The organism is Iodidimonas nitroreducens, assembly GCA_000710935.1.
Classification (GTDB): Bacteria; Pseudomonadota; Alphaproteobacteria; order Sphingomonadales; family Rhodothalassiaceae; genus Iodidimonas; species Iodidimonas nitroreducens.
In genome coordinates, this window is sequence record BAYV01000109.1 from 60,088 (window position 1) to 80,460 (window position 20,373).

Sequence of the window (20,373 nt, forward strand, 5' to 3'; positions counted from 1 at the left end):
AACAATCGCCCTGATGGCGTGATCTGCACCATCAGGGCGATTGGCTTGCCGCCAAAAACGACTCAGCCATCTTTTCTGGATTTAGTCTAACGACTGCTGCGCACAAAGCTGAGCAATTGGCTGATTTTGGGCGGCTTGCCGCTAAACAGAACGGCAAGTCTGAAAACCTTCCCCGATCCCCATAAAATCACGACAATCGTGATCAATTGCACGATCACCGAGCCGATCACATCGATCAAGGCCGGTTCGGCCGCCGCGCGGGCCATCATCATGAACGGCCCGAAAAAGGGCAGCCATGATAATATCCGCGCGCTTGCGCCATTGGGATCATCGGCAAAGGCCGAAACCACAAAAGGCACAACCAGCATCAAAATGACCATGGGTGTAGACAGATTCTGCACATCCCGGGAATTTTCGCAAAAAGCCCCCAGGGTGAGGAAAATCCCGGCAAAAAGAAAATAGCCCAAAACAAAATTGATCAGCATGGCGGGCAGGATCGGAGACCCGACAATCAGCCCCATCAGGATGCTTGAAAATTCCACAAAGGCGCTGCCCCCGGCCATCATGATAACGGCGATGAAAGCTCCTATGGAAAAGGCGAACATGGTGATCGCCACCAGCGAAGACCCCAGCAATTTCCCCACCATCAGCTGATTGGGGGTGACCGAACTGACGAGCACCTCGATAATGCGGCTGGATTTTTCCTCCATGGTGTTGGACATCAGCATGAACATATTGATGTAAAGGAAATAGATCAAAAGCCATGATAAAGCCTGAGGCAAAAACTGCGCAATCATATCCCCCGGGGTCAGGCTGCGCCCCTTGGGTGCGGAAATATCCAGCTCCATCAGCGGCGCTTTAAAGCTTAAGGGTTCCAAAACCCCTTCATCCCCAAGAAAGCCGATCAGCGCTTTTTTCTGGAACACATCATCCACCGCATCTTCCAAACGCGAAGACAGGGACGATTTCAAGGCGCCATCGCTCCAAAGCTGCACCACATCATCGGCCCCGCCATAGCCCAAAGCCGATAGGCTATCAGGGGCCACGGGCCGGGCATCGGGCTGGATCAGCATCACCGCATGAAGCTTTTCATCCGCCCCCTCGTCCATTTGAAGTCGCTGCTCCCCTTTTAACCAAGGGCGCAGGGCATCGGCAGGGGCCGTGCGCAGGGCTGCGCGATCGATCGATGGCGGAAGATCCACCAGCCGTAAATTAGATGGCTCCAGAACCGGCGGTGGCGATCCGGGTTTTACAAAAGGCATGGCGATATTGATGGCCCAGGCCAAACCGCCATTCTCCAGATAGGCATCGGCATCGGCATCGGTCATATCGCTGCGGCGTTTAAGCAATAAGGGCGGCACTTTTTCAGGATCAAGCCCGCGCGCGGTTTTATATTCCGGATAGGCATAGGCCCGCACATAAGAGGTGATATCGGCCAGGGCTTCCTTGGCTTCAGCCCGCTCCAAAGCCTGCCGGATCGCCGCCCCATAAAGGCCATCGACGGTCATATCCTCAACCGCCACATTGCGCACAATGCTGGTTTTCTGCTCGAGCCAGCGCGGCACAAACATCCCCACCGCCATCATTGCGGGGATTAAAAACAGCGAGAATAAAAAACTTTTGCTGCGCACCGCTTCAATGAATTCATGGCGCGCAATCAGCGTGATCGACCGCATCATCAGGCAACATCCCCCAAGGGACGGTTTTGATCATCCCCCACCAAATGAACAAAAACATCATGCAGGCTCGGCTCGATCATCGTGAAATAATCAATGCCGATAGCCTTTTCCGCGCAAAAGGCCACCAATCGCTCAACAGACAGATGGCTCAGCGTTTCAATTTCATAATCCACCAGCGCCCCAGCTTGGCGGATGGCGCTGATCTGCCCCACCTCAGGCAAAGCCTTCAGGGGCGCAATATCATCCGCCGTGCGCAGGATCATGCGGGATGGCAACAGGGCGCGGGCTTCGGCCACGGTACCGGTAAACACATCGCGGCCATGGGCGATGATGCAGACCCGATCACATAAACGCTCGGCATGCTGCATCACATGGGTGGAAAATAAGATCGTCTTGCCCGCGCGCTTCATATCGCCCACAAGGCCTTCCAGAACCTGTTGATTGACCGGATCAAGACCGGAAAAAGGCTCATCCAGAATCAGAAGATCGGGATCATGGACCAAAGTGGACAGCACCTGCACCTTTTGGGCCATGCCTTTCGATAATTGTTGCACCCGCTTTTTAGCGGCTTCACCCAAGCCATAGCGCTGCAGCAGAATGCGGGCCTGTTCCAGCGCCGAAGCCGCATCCATCCCCTTCAACTGACCCAGATAGGCGATCACCCGTTCCGCCGACATCCGCTTGTAAAGGCCGCGTTCTTCGGGCAGATAGCCGATGCGCTGCGAGACCTCGAGCGCGGTGGGGGCCCCCAGAACCTGACGGCTGCCGCCATCGGGATCGATGATCCCCAAAAGAATGCGGATACTGGTGCTTTTTCCGGCGCCATTCTGACCCAGAAAGCCAAAAACCTCCCCCGGCTCCACCGACAAAGAAAGATCATCGAGAGCCAGTTGATCGCCATAATATTTTTGGATATGCGATAGAGCAATGACAGGGGCCATGGATTTTCCAGATGATAAGGTCTGAGCCGAAAACAGAGACTGAATAAAAGCAAAGTCATGACGAACATGCTATAGCCAACGCAAGCTGAGTTATAAAGTATCTTCAAACATCCATCATGGAGACCGCATTGACGCGCGTTCTGTATCATAGCTGGCTCGATGCCGGTTCACGGCTGGTACGGATCGTTCTGGCGGAAAAATCTTTAGAAGCCCGCCTGCGCCTTGAAAAACCCTGGGAAAGACGGCCGGATTTCCTGCGGCTCAACCCTGCGGGCCGTGTTCCTGTATTGGTTGAAGATACTCATATTTTTTGCGATAGCATTGCTATTTGCGAATATCTTGATGAAGCCCATGGCCCTTTAACGCAAGCCAGCGATCCCCCAAAGGAAGGGGCCACAGGCCCGAATTCTTTGATCGGCGGCGATCTTATCGAACGGGCCGAAATCCGCCGCCTGATGGGATGGTTCATGGGGAAATTCGATCATGAAGTCAGCGCCCTTTTGATCAATGAAAAGCTTTTGAAGCGTTTTTTGCGGATGGGCGAGCCCGATAGTTCGGCCATCAGATCGGCGCATCATAATCTTGGTATCCATCTGAATTATATCGATTTCCTGGCCGAACGTCGACATTATCTGGGGGGCGCCCATTTTTCCATGGCCGATGCCTGCGCCGCCGCCCATCTTTCAATCATCGATTATTTTGGCGATATTCCATGGGATCGTCATCTGGCGGCGCGCGATTGGTATATGCGGGTGAAATCCCGCCGCTCGCTGCGTCTGATCCTGCAGGATCGCATCCCCGGATTAACCCCGCCCCGCCATTATGAAAGGCCCGATTTTTGACCCCCCCGGCCCCTCATATCGCCAAGGCGGGCGGCCCACAAACCCCAGACCAACTGGGCCGCCTGATCCGCGAACAGGCGCTTAAAAGCGGCTTTGATGCGGTGGGGATTGCCGATCCCGATGGGGTGGAAAAGGCGGGCGTGCATCTGCTGCGGTTCGTGGCCCTTGGCCGCCATGGCGAGATGGGCTGGATGGCCGAAAAAGCCGACCGCCGCCGCCATCCCAAAGCCCTGTGGCCCGAGGTGCGATCGGTCATCATGCTGGGGCTGAATTATGGCCCGGCCCATGATCCCCTTGATCAGCTTGGCTGGCCCGATCAGGGCACCATTTCGGTTTATGCCCGCAATAAGGATTATCATGATCTGATCAAAACCCGGCTACGGATGCTGGCCCGCTGGCTGGTGGAACAGACCGGCTGCGCCCTGAAGCTGTTTGTGGATACCGCACCGGTGATGGAAAAGCCGCTGGCCGCCGCCGCCGGGCTGGGCTGGCAGGGCAAGCACACCAATCTGATTTCCCGCGATCTGGGTAACTGGCTTTTCTTGGGGGCGATTTTCACCGATCTGGCCTTGCCCACCGATGGGCCGATCAAGGATCATTGCGGAAGCTGCCGCCGGTGCCTTGATATATGCCCCACCAAAGCTTTTCCCGCCCCTTATCAGCTTGATGCGCGGCGCTGCATTTCTTATCTCACCATTGAATATAAAGGCCATATCGATGCCGATCTGCGCCCCGCCATGGGCAATCGCATCTATGGCTGCGATGATTGTTTGGCAGTGTGCCCATGGAATAAATACGCCCATAAAACCAATGATCCGGCGTTTTTTCCCCGGCCCGAGCTGAGCGCCCCTGATCTCGCCGATCTCGCCGAGCTTGATGATGCCGCTTTTCGCACGGTTTTTGCCGGATCGCCGATCAAACGCACCGGCCGCGATTGTTTTGTCCGCAATGTGCTGATCGCCATCGGCAATTCAGCAAACCCCGCGCATCTGCCGGTGATCCATCGCAGGCTGGATGATCCATCCCCTTTGGTGCGGGCCATGGCAATCTGGGCACTGGGTCGGCTGGGGGATGAGCATCAGATCAAAGCGGCCAAACGCACCCATCGGCCCCGGGAAACGGATCAAGATGTCATCAGGGAATGGGCGCGGCTCGATTCCCGGTCTTTGGATCAGGCCCCGTGAAGCACGCTTTGATGGATCCTTTTCTTTAAGGGCACTGATGTTATGCTCTTGCATCATGGCATCGGGCTTGCCACCATCGGCTTATGGCAAACAGCATCAACATCAAAAATGATCCCCCCCTTGGCCCGATCGAAGATCGGCCCCGCAATTTTGTGGTGGTGGTGGATGAAAGCGAAGAAACGCGGCTGGCCATTCGCTTTGCCTCGGGCCGTGCCGGGCATATCGTGGGGGGTGGCATCATCCTGTTTCATGCTGTGGCGCCGGCCGATTTCCAGCATTGGATGGCGGTGGCGGATCGGATGCGCGATGAAGCCCTAGCTGAAGCCCGGGCGATGCTTGAAGATGTGGCGGCGGGCATTTATGCCTATTCCGGGGTAAAGCCGGAAATCATCGTGCGTGAAGGCCAGCCCAAAGAAGAATTATATCAATTCATCAAGGAACGTCAGGATTTATTCGCTTTGGTTCTGGCCGCAAGCCCCGGGGGCGAGCCCGGGCCTTTGGTGGATTATTTTTCCGGCCCTCTGGTGGCTGGCCTGCCTTGCCCGGTGGTGATCGTGCCCGGCAGCCTTGACCCCGAGAGCATCGACCGCCTTGTTTGAATAAATCACGACGGATATAGTCTGAATTACTTGACCTTGGCTGGCTTTGACGCCACATAAGCAGGGAACCCATAGGGTGCTGCCCCCGGGTGGCGCTGATCACGAGGATGTTTCATGTTTATTCAAACCGAACAAACCCCCAATCCCGCGACCCTGATGTTTTTGCCCGGGCGCACCGTTCTTGAAGACGGAACAGCGGAATTCACCGATCCTGATAAAGCCAAAGCCTCACCTTTGGCGGAAGCCCTGTTTGCAGTTTCGGGTGTGGAGGCGGTTTTTCTGGGGACCGAATTCATCACCGTCACCAAAAACGACAGCCATGAATGGTCGGCGTTGAAGCCGGATATTCTGGCGGTGGTGATGCAGCATTTCACCTCGGGTGCGCCGGTGCTCCTTGATGCTGATGCCCCCCGTACCGGCGGCCCGGCCGAGATGGAAAGCGATCCGGCGGATGATGAAATCATCAATCAGATCAAGGAACTGCTTGATGCCAAGGTACGCCCGGCGGTGGCCCGCGATGGCGGCGATATTACCTATCACGGCTTTAAAGAAGGCGTTGTTTATCTGCATATGCAAGGCGCCTGTGCGGGCTGCCCCAGCTCAACCATGACCTTGAAACAGGGGATCGAAAATCTGCTGCGCTATTATATCCCGGAAATCACCGAAGTACGGGCTTTGGCCGTATAGCCAGCAAAGCTTTCAATCCGGGCTGCCGGGTACATAGAAAAATTTCCCCAGCCAAAACCAGCGGCCCTCGGGTCCCGGCAGGGTGCAGTTGATTCGGCTCCGCCCGGGGGGAAAGGGCTCGTCGATCCGAACCTCGATCCGGCGATTGCCCAGATTTTCGATCCGGGCCTGCTGGCTGTGGCTGGGATAGCAGGCCAAGGCTGAAAGGCCTGGGATATCCATCATCAGGCTGAAGCCATAGGCGGGTGCGGGGCTATCTGGTTGCAGGATCGGCCCCCGGGGCACGACATCGGATATTGGCAGGGCGCGCGCCGGGGCGATCAAACGAAAGCGTTCTTCGGTTGCATAATTTTCGTTGAAGGGAAATCGCGGCAGGGAAAATTGACTGTCCCACGCGGCCGCCACACCGGAATATTGCGCCATCGCACCTTTGAACCCCATCTCACGCAACATGGATTCCAGATCGGGTCCATATTCGCCATAGGGCCAGGCAAAAAGTTCGGGCACGGCCCCTAATTCTTCGCGAAACCGATCACTGGCGCGCAGAATATCGGCCCGGGCAGCCTCCACCCCTTCATCCACCATATGCATATGCGCGGCCCCATGATGGCCGATCGCAACCCCATCAGCGGCAAGAGCGCGCAGCGCATCCCATGTGAGATAACCGGGTAAGCCCTGATCCACAGGATCGGTGGCAACAAAAAGCGTGGCCGGAAAGCCACGGTCTTTCAGCATCGGCCAGCCGGTGGTGGCAAAGGATTGATAGGCATCATCGATGGTGATGGCGACAGTTTTTTGAGGCAGCGCCCGCCCGCTTTGAAAGGCGCTGAAGATCTCGGACAACGGCAGAACGGAATAACCGCCCGCAACCAGTTCATCGAGCTGGAATTTGAATTGATCGGTGCGGATATTGGTGAGGGGGATGCCATCCTCGCCAAAGCGATGATAGATCATGATCACCGCATCCAGCTGATCGGCAGCGGCCAGATCGCGTGGCTTTTCGGATGCGGCCAGAGCAGAATGGCCGAAGATGGCCGCAAGCCACAGAGCGCAGAGGATGGTGCGACATCTCATCAGAGAACGATTTGCCAAGCCCCATGGGATGCGGCTAAAAAGCCCGTAATCTTGATGATGGCTGTGATATGTGATCATGGTCACTTTATGTCCGATATTTTTGAAAGCCGAGTTAAAAGGAGAGCCCCTTGAGCGCGACCTTGTCTGATGCCGCCCTCGATACCTTGTTTCGCACGGCCCGTTCGTATAATCGCTGGCAGGCGAAATCTGTTTCGGATGAAACGGTCGGGGCCCTTTATGATCTGCTCAAATATGGGCCCACCAGCGCCAATTGTTCTCCGGCGCGCTTTGTGTTCGTGAAAAGCCAAGAAGCCAAAGCACGGTTGATGGAGCATGTGATTGTAGGCAATCGGGTGAAGGTTGAACAAGCCCCCCTCATTGTGATCATCGCATGGGATCGGCAGTTTTATGATAAAATCCCGCAATTATTTCCCCATAATCCCGATGCGCGCAACTGGTTTGCCCATGATGCAGAGGTGGCACAGAGCACGGCTTTTCGCAATGCCACCTTGCAAGGCGCTTATCTGATGCTGGCGGCGCGGGCTTTGGGCCTTGATTGCGGGCCGATGAGCGGCTTTGATCAGGCGGGCCTTGATGCTGATTTTTTCCCCGATGGCCAATGGGTTTCAAATTTCATCTGCGCTTTGGGCCATGGCAGCGAAGAAGAGCTATATCCCCGCAGCCCGCGTCTTGCCTTTGATGAGGCTTGCCGCATTCTATAAGGATCGCGCCTTTGTTGCTGGCTTTTGATACCGGGGCCGATCAGTGTTCACTGGCATTGTGCCCGCTTGATCCTCCCCATCGGGCCCCCTTTCTGGCCAGCCGGGCCATGCGCCGGGGTCAGGCTGAAGCCTTATTGCCGATGATCGCGGATCTGATGGGCGCCCATGCGGTGGCGCTGTCGGATTTGAGCCATCTGGCCGTCACCACCGGTCCGGGCAGCTTTGCCGGGGTGCGCATCGGCATTGCGGCGGCGCGGGGGCTGGCGCTGGCTTTGGACCTGCCCCTTCATGGCTTTGGCACATTGGAAGTTTTGGCCTTTGCCGCTTGTGATCGCCGTTTGCCAGCGGCTGAAGCCTTGCCCATTCTGGCGGCCATTGCGGCCCGGGGCGATCAGCTTTATGTGCAGGCCTATGATGCGGCAGGGGTTGCGCAAGCAGACCCCAAAGTCAGCGACGGGGCGGCAATGGCGCGGGATTATCAGGGCTTTTCGGGGCTTTTGGTGGGGAGCGGGGCGGCGGCGTTGAAGGCGGTTTTGCCCCATGCCCAAATGGCCCAAACACCCGCAGCTTTGGCGGCATCTTTGGCAGCGCTGGCGCGCCAGCGCATCAAAGGGGGGGCACCCGGAACCCGGCTCCAACCGCCCACGCCTCTTTATCTGCGCCCGCCCGATGCCACCCTCAGCGCGCGGCCCGGTCTCACCCATCTGGAGCGATCATGACCATGCGAACCGATGATGTGCCAGATGATGTGAAGCCATCGGATCTGATGGTCCTGAAAACGGGGATCGAGGGCGCGGATATCGTCTTTGCCCTGCATCAGGCCTGTTTCCCCCCCGGCAGCGGGGAGCGCTGGAGCCATACCGATCTGTGCGAGGTTTTGCGGATGCCGGGGACGCTGGCCCTCATTGCCAGCCGGGATGATCAGCCTTTGGGCTATGGCCTTGCCCGTTTTGCCGCTGATGAATGTGAATTATTATCCCTGGCCGTGGCCGATCCCCAGCGTCGGTCGGGCGTGGCCCATGCTTTGGTGGGGCATCTGATCCATTTGTGCCGCAATCGCTCAATGGCGCGTTTGTTTCTCGAAGTCCGCGAAGACAATGAGGCAGCGCGGGCCTTATATAACAAATCGGGCTTCAAAATGGTGGGCCGGCGCCCCAGATATTACAAGATGGCTAATGGAACGGCAAAAGATGCGGTGACGATGGCATATTCCTTGAACGATTGATCATCCTTAAAAAATAATCAAAAATCATCACGTAAAATTCTTGAAGTATTCGCATATTTTCGTATATCAATCTCATCTGTATAGCATCTGTTGCACAAACCTTTAAAGTTTATGCAAAATAAATGAGATTGGGAGTAACGGCTTTGAAAAATGATGAATTGCTTGCCTTGACTGCGGATATTGTCGTCTCTCACCTTTCGAACAACTCTGTCCCGGTGTCCGAACTCCCAAAATTGATCGAGGATGTGTATCAGGCCTTGCGGTCGATTGGATCAGAGGAAGCGGTGGTCGCCGAAGAACGTCCGGAACCGGCGGTGCCGATCAAGAAATCGGTGACCCCTGATTTCGTGATTTGTTTGGAAGATGGCAAAAAGCTCAAGATGCTCAAGCGCTATCTGAAGGCCCGCTTTGATATGACCCCGGAAGATTACCGCGAACGCTGGGGCCTGCCCGCCGATTATCCCATGGTGGCCCCCAATTACGCAAAGCAAAGACAGGCTTTGGCGAAGAAAATAGGGCTGGGCACCCGGCGGCGCAAATCCTGATCCTTTAACAGAAGCGGATGCCTTTTTCGGCGGTCTGATGGAAAATCTGACGAGAAGTTTTTGCTTTTCGGCTTTCAAAGCCTGTCACGATGGTGAAAATATCGCTATATAAGCACGAAGATAATGGTGTTTGTCCCTGCTAGGGCAGGAATCGGAGAGATGATGATGGATGAGCAGCAGCCCGATATCGAACAGAAATGTGTCGAAAAGGGGATGCGCATGACTGATCAAAGGCGCGTGATCGCCCGGGTTTTGAGCGATGCCACCGATCATCCCGATGTGGAAGAGGTTTATCGCCGCTCGATAGCGGTGGATGATAAAATCTCTATCGCCACGGTGTATCGCACGGTCCGCCTGTTCGAGGAATCGGGGATTTTAGAGCGCCATGATTTTCGCGATGGCCGTTCGCGCTATGAGCCGGTGAGCGACGAGCATCATGATCATCTGATCGATCTGGAAACAGGCCAGGTTGTTGAATTTCATAATGAAGAGATCGAACGGCTGCAACAGGAGGTGGCGCGCAAGCTGGGTTATAAGCTGGTGGATCATCGGATGGAGCTTTATGCTGTGCCCTTGTCGCGCAAAGATAATGCATGAGGAATTGCCCTGACCTTTGCCCCAACTGATCGCGCCCCAGCCGAGCGGCAGGCCCCTGCCGGGGGCTATGATATGACGACCACCGAAGTGCGGACCTTGCGAGAACTTCGGGGCACTTTGTCATTTCATCCCGGGGCGGCGCTCGCTCTGGTGGCTATCGTATTAAGCTGTTGTCTTGCCATTCCGATGCAAATGTTCGTGCTGCGCTTTCTGCCCTCGCGCTGGTGTTTTCTGCCGCGCAGCCTCAGCCATCTGATCAGCCGCCTGATCGGGGTGAAAACCGAAGTGCGCGGGCGTGAGGCCAAAGGCCCGCTTTTGCTCGTGTCCAATCATATTTCATGGCTGGATATTCCGATCATCGGCGGCCAGTGCCATGCCGCTTTCATTGCCAAAAGCGAGGTGGAAGGCTGGGGTGGCATCAGCCTGATGGCCCGGCTTTATCGTTCGGTTTTTGTGGATCGCGGGCGGCCCCGTAGCAGCATGGATCAGCGCAATGAAATCAGCTCTCGATTGGCCTCGGGCGATAAGCTGATTTTGTTTGCCGAGGGCACATCAACCGATGGAACCAGCGTCAAGCCATTTAAATCCGCATTGTTTTCGGTGGCTCAGGATATTGATGATCTCAATATTCAATGTGTGACCATCGCCTATACCACCATTAATGGGATGCCCATTTCGCGTTCCATGCGGCCTTTGATCGGGTGGTATGGCGATATGGAACTCACAAGCCATATCTGGCAGATTTTGCGTTTGGGGACAATCAGGGCGGTGATCCAGTTCCATCCGCCCATCAGATTAGACCCATCCCTCAGCCGCAAAGACCTGGCCCGGCTTTGTCATGAAACCGTCTCCAAAGGCTTGGCAGATGCCAATAGCGGGCGACTTGGCTGATCCTCTTTTTTGGCTTGGGTCGTGGGGGATGGCGGCTTTTTCTTGCAATAGGGGGCGGTTTTCGTCCATAGGCGCATCATGAATATTGAACAGAACATATCCCCGGCGTCTCCCCCTGATGCGGCATCCCAATCAGGGGATGAAAGCCCGCGCACTGTCTATATCAAAACCTATGGCTGTCAGATGAATGTTTATGACAGCCAGCGCATGGCCGATGCTTTGGCATCCCGTCATTTCGTGCCGGTTGATCAGCCCGATGAGGCTGATCTGGTGATTTTGAACACCTGCCATATTCGCGAAAAGGCGGCGGAAAAGGTGTTTTCTGAAGTCGGCCGCTTGAAACGCTTGAAAATCGAGCGCACCCGGGCGGGCAAGGGCATGTATATCGCCATTGCCGGCTGTGTGGCGCAGGCCGAAGGCGCGGAGATTATCCGCCGGGCACCGGCTGTGGATATGGTCTTTGGGCCGCAAACCTATCACCGCCTGCCGGATATGATCAGCCGTGCCGATGAACAAAGGGCGCGGGGCCAGACTGTGCGGGTGCTCGATACCGATTTCCCTGCCGAAGATAAATTCGATCATCTGCCGGGGAAAAGTGGGCATAAGGGCCCCACGGCTTTTCTCACCGTGCAGGAAGGCTGCGATAAATTCTGCACTTTTTGCGTGGTTCCCTATACCCGTGGGTCTGAAGTTTCGCGCCCGGTGCAGGCGATCATCGATGAAGCCCGGCGTTTGGTGGACGGTGGCGCGCGCGAAATCACGCTTTTGGGTCAGAATGTCAATGCCTATCATGGCTTGAAGGTGGATGGGCGCAGTGAAAGCCTGGCCGGGCTTTTAGCGGCCTTGAACGAGATTGATGGCCTTGCCCGCTTGCGCTATACTACCAGCCATCCTCGGGATATGAGTGATGATCTGATCGCTGCCCATGCCAGCCTCGATGTTTTGATGCCGTATCTGCATCTGCCGGTGCAATCGGGTTCTGATCGTATTCTGAAAGCAATGAACCGCCAGCATCGGGCGGAAGATTATCTGGCGATCATCGAAAAACTGCGGGCCGCCCGCCCCGATATTGCCTTATCAGGCGATTTCATCGTCGGATTCCCCGGTGAAACTGATGCGGATTTTGCCGCCACCCTCGATCTGGTGCGCCGGGTGTCTTATGCGCAGGCCTATAGCTTTAAATACAGCCCCCGCCCCGGCACACCGGCCAGCATCATCGAAGATCAGGTGGATGAAGAGGTGAAAATCGAAAGGCTGGCCGCCTTGCAGGCCCTGCTCAATGAACAGCAGCTTGCTTTCAATCAAAAATCCGTGGGCCAGACAATGGCGGTTCTGCTCGAACGCCCGGGCAAAATGCCGGGCCAGTTGCTGGGTCGCAGCCCTTATAATCAATCTGTACATGTGGATCTGCATGCCTTGGGGGCAAATGGCCCTCTGGACGAACAGGCATCACAGTCATACAGTGATCATATTGGTCGGCTTATGATGGTTGACATTCAATCCGCCGGACCCAACAGCCTGCGCGGCAGGCAGATCTGAAGCCGGCAGAAAAAGGCATGGAGGTCGATTGAGCAGTCTGACAGAGGTGCAAAAAGTTCAGATCCGCAAAAACCGGATGCAGCAGGAACAGGCCCGCGCCCATGCGCCCGGCCAGGATGATGCGGCCCGGGTGATATTGGATTTAGAGAATAACAGGCTGCTCGCCGCACTTTATGGGCCGCATGATCGGCATCTTGCCCGAATCGAGCAAACCCTTGATGTTGTTATCGTCAACCGTGGCAATCGGCTTTTGATCACGGGCGCTCCCGGCGCTTGCGAAATGGCCGCTCAGGTGCTGCAAGCGCTTTATCAGCGTTTGGAGCGGGGTGAAATCCTTGAACAGGGCGATCTTGATGGAACAGTGCGCATGATGGGCGGATCTCCCGGTCTTGTGGATGCGGGAGGCGGGCCAAAGGCGGCATCCCCGTCGCAAAAGCCCATGCCGGGCGGTGGGGCGGATGCGGGGGGCGGCGTGCGGATCAATACCCGCAATCGCATTATTCAGCCGCGTTCGCCCATGCAGGAACGCTATATGGCGGCCCTTCAATCCACCTTGATGACCTTTGGCATCGGCCCGGCGGGAACCGGGAAAACCTATCTGGCGGTGGCGATGGCGGTATCGCGGATGCTGTCTGGCGATGTGGAGCGGATCATTCTGTCGCGTCCGGCGGTTGAGGCGGGGGAAAATCTGGGTTTTCTGCCCGGTGATCTGAAGGAAAAGGTCGATCCCTATCTGCGCCCGCTTTATGATGCCCTATATGATATGATGCCTGCCGATCAGGTGGAAAAACGCCTGTTATCAGGGCAGATCGAAGTGGCCCCCCTCGCCTATATGCGGGGCCGCACTTTGGCGAATGCCTGTGTGATTTTGGATGAGGCGCAAAATACCACGCCGGTGCAGATGAAGATGTTCCTCACCCGTTTTGGGGAAAATTCCCATATGATGATCTGCGGCGATCCCAGTCAGGTCGATCTGCCCCCCCACACCCAAAGCGGATTGATGAGTGCCCTTGCTATTCTCGAAGATGTCGAAGGCATTGCCGTCATCCGCTTCACGGAAAAAGATGTGGTGCGCCATCCTCTGGTTGCCCGGATCGTTGCCGCCTATGAACGCCAAAGCGCCCAAGCGCCCAAAATCGGATCGTGATATTTGATGCCTGATGACCCGTCCAGTCCCGCCGGCAGCGGCCCGGTCGTTGCCAAAGATAAAATCCTCCACACGATCATTGATGGGGCCCGGATCGATGTGGCCATCACCAGCGGTGATTGGTCAATAGATCGCCTGCCCATAGCGGGGCAAGGCCCAGCCGATGGGGCCCCATCCCCTATAAGCTTATGCCATAAGGCGGCAAAAGCCGCGCTCAGGGGCGGGATCGCCGGTCGCCCCGATCTGCACTCTTGTCTCGCATCCTTGGCCCCCGATCAGGCACGGGGGATGATGGTGGAATTGGCGGTGGAACTGGCTGATGATCAGCGGGTGGCCCGGCTCAATGCCGATTATCGCGGCAAAAGCGGCCCCACCAATGTTTTATCCTTTCCCGCTTTCGAGGCCGATGATCTGGCGGCCGCCTTTGCCGCCACGCCTCCGGGCATGCCCCTGATGCTGGGCGATCTGATTTTAGCGGATGGGGTGATGACGGCCGAGGCTTTGGCGCAGGGTAAAGATTTTAGCGATCATCTCAGCCATCTTGTGGTGCATGGGGTGCTGCATTGTTTGGGCTATGACCATCAAGAAGATGATGAGGCGAGCATCATGGAAGCCCTGGAGCGCCGGATTCTGGCGGATTTGGGGATTGCCGATCCCTATGCCGATACTGGCCCCCATGACGATAAAGGGAGAGCGGGCCAATGAGCACGATGCTGGCCATTTTTCGCAAATTGGGTTTGGGGCGAAATGATACCGGCCTGCGCGAAACCCTTGAAGGCATTTTGGAAGATCATCGTGATGAACTGGGGGCGTTGTCTTTGGGCGCCGATGAAATCAGGATGCTGTTCAATATTCTCAAGAATGGCGATCTGCGCATCCGCGATATCATGGTGCCCCGGGTGGATGTGGTGGCGGTTGATATCGAGGAATCTTTCGATCAGATTTTGAAGCTGTTTGCCGAGGCTGCCCATTCCCGCCTGCCCCTTTATCGGGGATCATTGGATGATATCATCGGGATGGTGCATGTCAAAGATGCCCTTAGCCTGCTTCATGGCAAGGAAGCCGGGCAATCCGATCAGCCGGCCCGGGTCTCCGATATCCAGCGCCCGGTTTTATTTGTGGCCCCATCCATGCGGGCCATGGATTTGCTGGCAAAGATGCGGTCGAGCCGGATTCATATGGCGGTGATCGTTGATGAATATGGCGGCACCGATGGCCTTGTCACCATCGAAGATCTGGTGGAACAGATCGTGGGTGATATCGAAGATGAGCATGATACCGAAGAGCCGGTTCTGATCCGGCCTTTGGGGGAAGGCAAATTCGATGCCGATGCGCGCTTGTCCTTGGAGGACCTGGAAAAAACCATCGATATCGATCTCACCGATGAACGCTGGGAAGATGTGGATACGGTGGGGGGTCTGGTCTTTTCCCTGGCGGGGCGGGTGCCGCAGATCGGCGAGCGGATCAAGCATGAATCCGGCGTTCGTTTTGAAGTGGTGGATGCCGAACCCCGGCGGATTTTGAAGCTGCGGATCTTCACCCCCAAAAACGCACTCTCGCGCCATGCATGATCAGCTTATGGCGCGGGTTGATCCGGGGCCTGCCGGGAGCCGATTTGCCCATATTGGGTCGTTGCTGCACCGGGCTTTTTTGAAGCGGCGTATGGGGCGATGGGCCGTTTTGTTTTTATTGGGGGCGATCAGCAGTTTTGCTTTTGCCCCCTTTTATATTCTGCCCGTTTTATGGATCAGTTTTCCCCTGTTTTTGCTGATTGTGATGGGGGCGGATCGGGGGCGTGGCGCCTTTATCGATGGCTGGTTTTTTGGCTTTGGCGCCTTTGCCATTGGCCTGCGGTGGATCGTTCAAAGCTTTGCCAATCAGCCATCGGTGCCTGATGCGATGGGGCCCCCGGCGGTTTTGCTTTTGGCGGCGTTTTTGGCCCTTTATCCGGCCTTGGCGGCCGCGCTCAGTTGGCGGTTTGCCCCTAAAGGCCCGCTGGGTCTGGTGTTTTTTGCCATCATTTTTATCCTGATGGAATGGCTGCGGGGGCATCTTTTCACCGGTTTTCCATGGAATCCGATCTCGGCCATCTGGACCGTCTGGACCCCGATGATGCAGCCTTTGGCGCTGATCGGCCCTTATGGCCTTGGTATTTTAACAATGATGCTGATTTTGGCCCCCTTGGGGTTCAGCCCGCGCTTTCGGGGCAGCAGGCTGTGGCTTTATCCGGCTTTGATGCTGGTTTTGCTGATCATCTGGGGCGGCTATGGGATGTGGCGGCTGGATCAGCATCCCACCAAACGCGATGGCACCATCACAGTGCGGCTGGTGCAGGCCAATATTCCCCAAAAGCAGAAATGGGATCGGGCTTTGCGGCGGTCGCATTTCGCCGATTATCTGGCCTTGAGCGATGGCCTGCCCCCCCCCGAAGGGCGGCTTTTGGTGGTCTGGCCGGAAACCGCGATCACCGATCCTTTTTTTGATCGATCCCCCGGAGGCCGGGCGCTGGTGGCGCGGATGCTGCCCGATGATGGGATTTTGCTCGCCGGATCGCTGCGTGTGGAAACAAGCCCCGATGCCGGGCAAAACGCCTATAATTCCTTATTCGCCTTTGATTCCAAGGGCGGTCTGCCGGGCGTTTATGATAAGCATCATCTGGTGCCTTTTGGTGAATATCTCCCAGCGCGGGGGCTATTATCGGCGCTGGGTCTGGAGAAAATCGCAGGGGGGATGTTTGATATATCCAAAGGCCCTGGGCCGCAAACCCTAAGCATCGAAGGCCTGCCGCTGATCAGCCCGCTGATCTGTTATGAGGTTATTTTCCCCGGTGCGGTGCGCCCCCGGGGGGGCGAGGCCGGCTTGCTGGTGAATATCACCAATGATGCGTGGTTTGGGATGAGCTCTGGCCCGCATCAGCATTTTGCCCAAAGCCGGATGCGGGCGGTGGAGCAGGGATTGCCTTTGCTGCGTTCGGCGGGTACCGGGATCAGCGCCGTGGTCGATCCATTGGGCCGGGTTCTGAGCGAGATCAGGCTGGGCCAGAGAGGGGTGACCGATAGCGCCCTTCCCCTCAAGCTGGATGGTAAAACAACCTATGCGCGGATCGGTGATTGGCCCTTGTGGATCAGCCTGATCGGAGTGGTTCTTCTTTTGATGATCCGTAAAAATACACGTTTTACGGGCTTTTATTACTTGAAATTCAAGCCGAATGTACCTTGACCGCCATTCTGCACTCACGCTAAACACAAGAGTACGTGTTAATGGCCTGTTTTCTTGATACGATATTAGGGTTGTGTTTTACTCTGTTCTGCGTTTAAAGACAAATTCCGTCTTCGCATTCTATTTGACATAATAACAAGGATTCCCCCTGTGGCAGCAAACCCTGATCCCATTGATGTTCATGTTGGTTCGCGCGTGCGCCTTCGCCGAACATTGCTTGGCATGAGCCAGGAAAAGCTTGGTGATGCTCTGGGCCTGACCTTTCAGCAGATCCAGAAATATGAACGCGGCGCCAATCGGATCGGGTCGAGCCGGCTTTTCAAGCTCTCGCAGATCCTTGATGTGCCCGTTTCTTTCTTTTTCGATGATATGCCCGATGATGTGCAAAAAGCCAATCGCGGCCTTTCGGATACGCCCAGCGAACCTTTCGAGGCGGATCAGCTCTCCAAGCGCGAAACATTGGAACTGGTCAGGGCCTATTATAAAATTACTCAGCCCAAAATCCGCAAACATATGTTTGAATTGATCAAATCCATCGCCCATAGCGAGAACTGATCGGTTCTTTATTTGCTTCCTTAATGTTTATAGAACAACCGCCCAAGGCATTTGGGTTGGTTGCCATTGGCGTTGGTTCATCCGCTTTATCTGTTCAGATCGATATGGGGTTAAGCATATAAAGATTTCTTTATGCTTGTTCCCGTGCGGTGGCTTCGTTATAGATTTGAAGATCTTTGACGGGCCAAATTTGGCGATTGGAGGAACAGGTGGCGCAAAGCAATTATCTCTTTACCAGCGAATCCGTGTCTGAAGGGCATCCCGATAAAGTATCGGATCGCATTTCTGACAGCATTCTCGATCTTTATCTGGCTGCCGATCCCAATGCGCGCGTGGCGGCAGAAACACTGGTCACCACCAATCGCATCATTTTGGCTGGCGAGGTGCGCGGCCCCTCTTCCATTGGTCCCAAAGATCTGGAGCGGGTAGCCCGGGATGCGGTTCGCCAGATCGGCTATGAGCAGGATGGCTTTCACTGGGAAAAGGCTAAGCTCGAATGCCTGATCCATGAACAATCGACCGATATCGCCATGGGTGTGGATGCCAATGAGGCGGCCAGCAAAGAAGAAGGCGCGGGCGATCAGGGGATCATGTTTGGCTATGCCTGCCGGGAAACCGATGCCTTGATGCCTGCCCCCATTCAATTTGCCCATCGCATTTTGAAAAAGCTCGCCGATGTGCGTCATTCGGGCGAAGCGTCGCTTTTGGAGCCCGATTCCAAAAGTCAGGTGACCTTGAAATATGAAAATGGCCAGCCGGTGGCCACTACATCCATCGTGGTGTCTACCCAGCATCGTGAAGAGATCAGCCAGCCCGATCTGCGCGAACTGGTGCGCGGCTATGTGGAGCAGGTTTTGCCCGAAGGCTGGATGTGCCCTGATGATGCTTTTTATGTGAATCCCACCGGTAAATTCGTGATTGGCGGCCCGGATGGTGATGCGGGGCTGACCGGGCGCAAGATCATTGTTGATACCTATGGCGGGGCGGCCCCCCATGGCGGCGGGGCTTTTTCTGGAAAAGACCCCTCGAAAGTGGATCGCTCGGCAGCCTATGCCGCGCGCTATCTGGCCAAAAATGTGGTGGCTGCCGGTTTGGCGGATAAATGCACCATCCAGCTTGCCTATGCCATTGGCATTTCTCATCCGCTGGCGGTTTATACCGATTTTCATGGTACCGGTGTAGTTGCCGAAGATCAGGTCTCGAAACTGCTGCGTGAATTGATGAGCCTGTCGCCCCGCGGGATTCGCGAGCATCTCTCCCTCAATCGTCCGATTTATGCGCGCACTGCGGCTTATGGCCATTTTGGCCGGGAGCCAGAGGCGGATGGCGGCTTTTCCTGGGAGAAAACCGATCTTGCTGATCCTTTGAAACGGGCCTTTGGCGCGCGATAAAGCGGCAGCGCTCTTTAAACCAAAGGGCTCATTAGCGAAGATGTGCGGCGAGGGTGCGTGGGGATATGATCAGCGAAGAGCGGCGGGCCCGGCTGAATGAGCGGCAATTTTTTGGACGCCGCAAAGGCCCGGCCCTCAGCCCCCGGCAACAGGATGTGATGGTTCGGGGCTATGCCCGCTATGGCATTGATCTGCCCGAAAAATCATCTGCTGCTTCGGCATCCGGGGCATCTGGTCCCGGCGATCAGGGGGCTGTGGCTCTTGATCTTTCCGCCCTGTTTCCGGCCGGGATCAAAAGCTTCGGGCTGGAAATCGGCTTTGGCAAGGGCGAGCATCTGGCCCATCAGGCGCGCACCCGGCCCGTAATGGGGTTTATCGGCTGCGAGCCTTTTTTGAATGGCATGGCCGCATGCCTTGATGTGCTTTTGCGCGAGAATATCACCAATGTTCGGGTGTATATGGATGATGCGCGGGCGATGATCGATGCCCTGCCCGATGCCGGATTGGATATCGTTTATCTGCTGCATCCCGATCCATGGCATAAAAAGCGCCATGCCAAACGGCGCTTTGTAAACCCCGACAATCTCGATGCTCTGGCCCGGGTATTAAAGCCGGGCGGGGAATTGCGGATCGTTACCGATGATCCGGTTTATCGCCAATGGACCGCCATCCGCATGACAGAACGGACGGATTTTCACTGGATGGCGGAAAAGCCCGCCGATTGGCGCACGCCGCCCGCCGATTGGATCGACACCCGCTATGCCCTGAAGGCCGGACGCGAAGGCCGGCTTGATTGTTTTTTCCGCTATCAAAAGCTTTGATGGGGCGATAACGGGTTCTTGTGTGGGCTTGTGCGATGGGCTGCTCTGTGTATATATAGCCCTGCTCTCCCAAACATGCGGGATCAATGTTGAGGAGTGGGCCCCGGCCCACTTTTTTTGTTTAGCATGGTCTTTCCAAGATGGGGGCGCGGAAAGCGGAACAGACGATCGGGACGGCAGAAGCGAAGATGGATGCGGCACAAAAGGTCAAAGCGATTATAGAACCCACTGTAGAATCAATGGGTTATGAGTTGGTTCGGGTCAGCTTTGGCGGCGATGCCCGGGCCAAATTGCAGATCATGGCCGAACGTCCTGATGGCACCATGTCGGTGGATGATTGTGCTTTGCTGAGCCGGGAAGTTTCGGCGCTTTTGGATGTTGAAGATCCGATTCCGGGCGAATATGTGCTGGAGGTCAGCTCACCGGGGATTGACCGGCCTTTGACCCGCGCCAAGGATTTTGAGCGCTGGGCCGGTTTCGAGGTGCGGATCGAGTTGGATGAAACCCATGAGGGCCGCAAGCGCTATCGCGGGCTTTTGCTCGGCCTTGTTGGGGATCGGGTGCGGCTCAGGGTGGATGGTGAGGATTTGGAGATTCCGTTCGATCATGTGCACAAGGCAAAGCTTGTGATGACCGATGAATTGTTAGACATGGCGCGCCGCGCGGCGCGTGATTGAGAAAAGTGGGCCCCGGGCCCGGAATGAGGAGCGAGAAG

At 56.1% G+C, this 20,373-nt stretch carries 22 protein-coding genes; 19 read left to right on the plus strand and 3 right to left on the minus strand.

Annotated features, from left to right (window positions below):
* Positions 1-86: 86 nt before the first annotated feature.
* Together AQ1_RS13290 and AQ1_RS13295 are read right to left on the minus strand one after the other, a co-directional pair.
* Entirely contained in the window at positions 87-1,679 is a 1,593-nt protein-coding gene (locus AQ1_RS13290) for an ABC transporter permease (RefSeq protein ID WP_042088135.1), read from the minus strand.
* Positions 1,679-2,620 (minus strand): ABC transporter ATP-binding protein, encoded by a 942-nt coding sequence (locus AQ1_RS13295; RefSeq protein WP_042088137.1) that lies wholly within the window; start codon positions 2,618-2,620, stop codon positions 1,679-1,681. Before AQ1_RS13295 ends, AQ1_RS13290 begins: the two co-directional genes overlap by 1 nt.
* 128 nt (positions 2,621-2,748) lie before the next feature.
* On the opposite strand from AQ1_RS13295, the gene AQ1_RS13300 reads away from it, so the two are divergent.
* The 4 genes from AQ1_RS13300 (at position 2,749) to AQ1_RS13315 (ending at position 5,932) form a co-directional block, all read left to right on the plus strand.
* Positions 2,749-3,462: a glutathione S-transferase family protein gene (locus tag AQ1_RS13300; RefSeq protein ID WP_313978173.1), complete on the plus strand. Its 714-nt coding sequence runs from the start codon at positions 2,749-2,751 to the stop codon at positions 3,460-3,462.
* A 17-nt stretch (positions 3,463-3,479) separates the two neighbouring features.
* Positions 3,480-4,646, plus strand: a complete 1,167-nt coding sequence (gene queG / locus AQ1_RS13305) for a tRNA epoxyqueuosine(34) reductase QueG (RefSeq protein WP_042088397.1) — start codon at positions 3,480-3,482, stop codon at positions 4,644-4,646.
* A gap of 83 nt (positions 4,647-4,729) precedes the next feature.
* Positions 4,730-5,245, plus strand: a complete 516-nt coding sequence (locus AQ1_RS13310; RefSeq protein WP_042088141.1) for a universal stress protein — start codon at positions 4,730-4,732, stop codon at positions 5,243-5,245.
* Between the two features lie 114 nt (positions 5,246-5,359).
* Positions 5,360-5,932: a NifU family protein gene (locus AQ1_RS13315; protein ID WP_042088143.1), complete on the plus strand. Its 573-nt coding sequence runs from the start codon at positions 5,360-5,362 to the stop codon at positions 5,930-5,932.
* Between the two features lie 12 nt (positions 5,933-5,944).
* Here AQ1_RS13315 and AQ1_RS13320 read toward each other — a convergent pair whose 3' ends face one another.
* Positions 5,945-7,006 (minus strand): polysaccharide deacetylase family protein, encoded by a 1,062-nt coding sequence (locus tag AQ1_RS13320; RefSeq protein ID WP_042088398.1) that lies wholly within the window; start codon positions 7,004-7,006, stop codon positions 5,945-5,947.
* A gap of 128 nt (positions 7,007-7,134) precedes the next feature.
* On the opposite strand from AQ1_RS13320, the gene AQ1_RS13325 reads away from it, so the two are divergent.
* From AQ1_RS13325 to rimP, 15 genes are all read left to right on the plus strand, one after another.
* Positions 7,135-7,728: a malonic semialdehyde reductase gene (locus tag AQ1_RS13325; protein ID WP_042088145.1), complete on the plus strand. Its 594-nt coding sequence runs from the start codon at positions 7,135-7,137 to the stop codon at positions 7,726-7,728.
* A gap of 11 nt (positions 7,729-7,739) precedes the next feature.
* Positions 7,740-8,447 (plus strand): tRNA (adenosine(37)-N6)-threonylcarbamoyltransferase complex dimerization subunit type 1 TsaB, encoded by a 708-nt coding sequence (tsaB, locus tag AQ1_RS14760; RefSeq protein WP_052371292.1) that lies wholly within the window; start codon positions 7,740-7,742, stop codon positions 8,445-8,447.
* On the plus strand, positions 8,444-8,953 hold the full coding sequence (gene rimI, locus AQ1_RS13335; RefSeq protein ID WP_081837344.1) for a ribosomal protein S18-alanine N-acetyltransferase: 510 nt from the start codon (positions 8,444-8,446) through the stop codon (positions 8,951-8,953). The genes tsaB and rimI overlap by 4 nt, the downstream gene beginning before the upstream one ends.
* Before the next feature lie 122 nt (positions 8,954-9,075).
* Entirely contained in the window at positions 9,076-9,498 is a 423-nt protein-coding gene (locus AQ1_RS13340) for a Ros/MucR family transcriptional regulator (RefSeq protein ID WP_042088147.1), read from the plus strand.
* A gap of 159 nt (positions 9,499-9,657) precedes the next feature.
* Entirely contained in the window at positions 9,658-10,095 is a 438-nt protein-coding gene (locus AQ1_RS13345) for a Fur family transcriptional regulator (RefSeq protein ID WP_313978164.1), read from the plus strand.
* Between the two features lie 72 nt (positions 10,096-10,167).
* On the plus strand, positions 10,168-10,986 hold the full coding sequence (locus AQ1_RS13350; RefSeq protein ID WP_081837345.1) for a lysophospholipid acyltransferase family protein: 819 nt from the start codon (positions 10,168-10,170) through the stop codon (positions 10,984-10,986).
* Between the two features lie 78 nt (positions 10,987-11,064).
* Positions 11,065-12,525 carry a tRNA (N6-isopentenyl adenosine(37)-C2)-methylthiotransferase MiaB gene (gene miaB, locus AQ1_RS13355; RefSeq protein ID WP_052371295.1) on the plus strand — a complete coding sequence of 487 codons (1,461 nt, stop codon included), beginning with the start codon at positions 11,065-11,067 and terminating at the stop codon, positions 12,523-12,525.
* Positions 12,526-12,553: 28 nt separating this feature from the next.
* Entirely contained in the window at positions 12,554-13,672 is a 1,119-nt protein-coding gene (locus AQ1_RS13360) for a PhoH family protein (RefSeq protein WP_462687149.1), read from the plus strand.
* A 6-nt stretch (positions 13,673-13,678) separates the two neighbouring features.
* Positions 13,679-14,377, plus strand: coding sequence for an rRNA maturation RNase YbeY (gene ybeY, locus AQ1_RS13365; RefSeq protein WP_052371296.1), 699 nt, complete (start codon positions 13,679-13,681; stop codon positions 14,375-14,377).
* Entirely contained in the window at positions 14,374-15,243 is an 870-nt protein-coding gene (locus tag AQ1_RS13370; protein ID WP_042088149.1) for a hemolysin family protein, read from the plus strand. The genes ybeY and AQ1_RS13370 overlap by 4 nt, the downstream gene beginning before the upstream one ends.
* A gap of 7 nt (positions 15,244-15,250) precedes the next feature.
* A complete protein-coding gene (gene lnt, locus AQ1_RS13375) occupies positions 15,251-16,891 on the plus strand; it encodes an apolipoprotein N-acyltransferase (protein WP_161760625.1) in 1,641 nt (546 codons plus the stop codon).
* 141 nt (positions 16,892-17,032) lie between these two features.
* Entirely contained in the window at positions 17,033-17,446 is a 414-nt protein-coding gene (locus AQ1_RS13380; protein ID WP_390624366.1) for a helix-turn-helix domain-containing protein, read from the plus strand.
* Between the two features lie 209 nt (positions 17,447-17,655).
* The gene (gene metK, locus AQ1_RS13385; protein ID WP_042088414.1) at positions 17,656-18,837 is read left to right on the plus strand and encodes a methionine adenosyltransferase; all 1,182 of its coding nucleotides are present in this window, start codon (positions 17,656-17,658) and stop codon (positions 18,835-18,837) included.
* Between the two features lie 65 nt (positions 18,838-18,902).
* On the plus strand, positions 18,903-19,658 hold the full coding sequence (trmB, locus tag AQ1_RS13390; protein WP_462687150.1) for a tRNA (guanine(46)-N(7))-methyltransferase TrmB: 756 nt from the start codon (positions 18,903-18,905) through the stop codon (positions 19,656-19,658).
* 188 nt (positions 19,659-19,846) lie between these two features.
* A complete protein-coding gene (rimP, locus tag AQ1_RS13395; protein ID WP_042088419.1) occupies positions 19,847-20,335 on the plus strand; it encodes a ribosome maturation factor RimP in 489 nt (162 codons plus the stop codon).
* Positions 20,336-20,373: the final 38 nt, after the last annotated feature.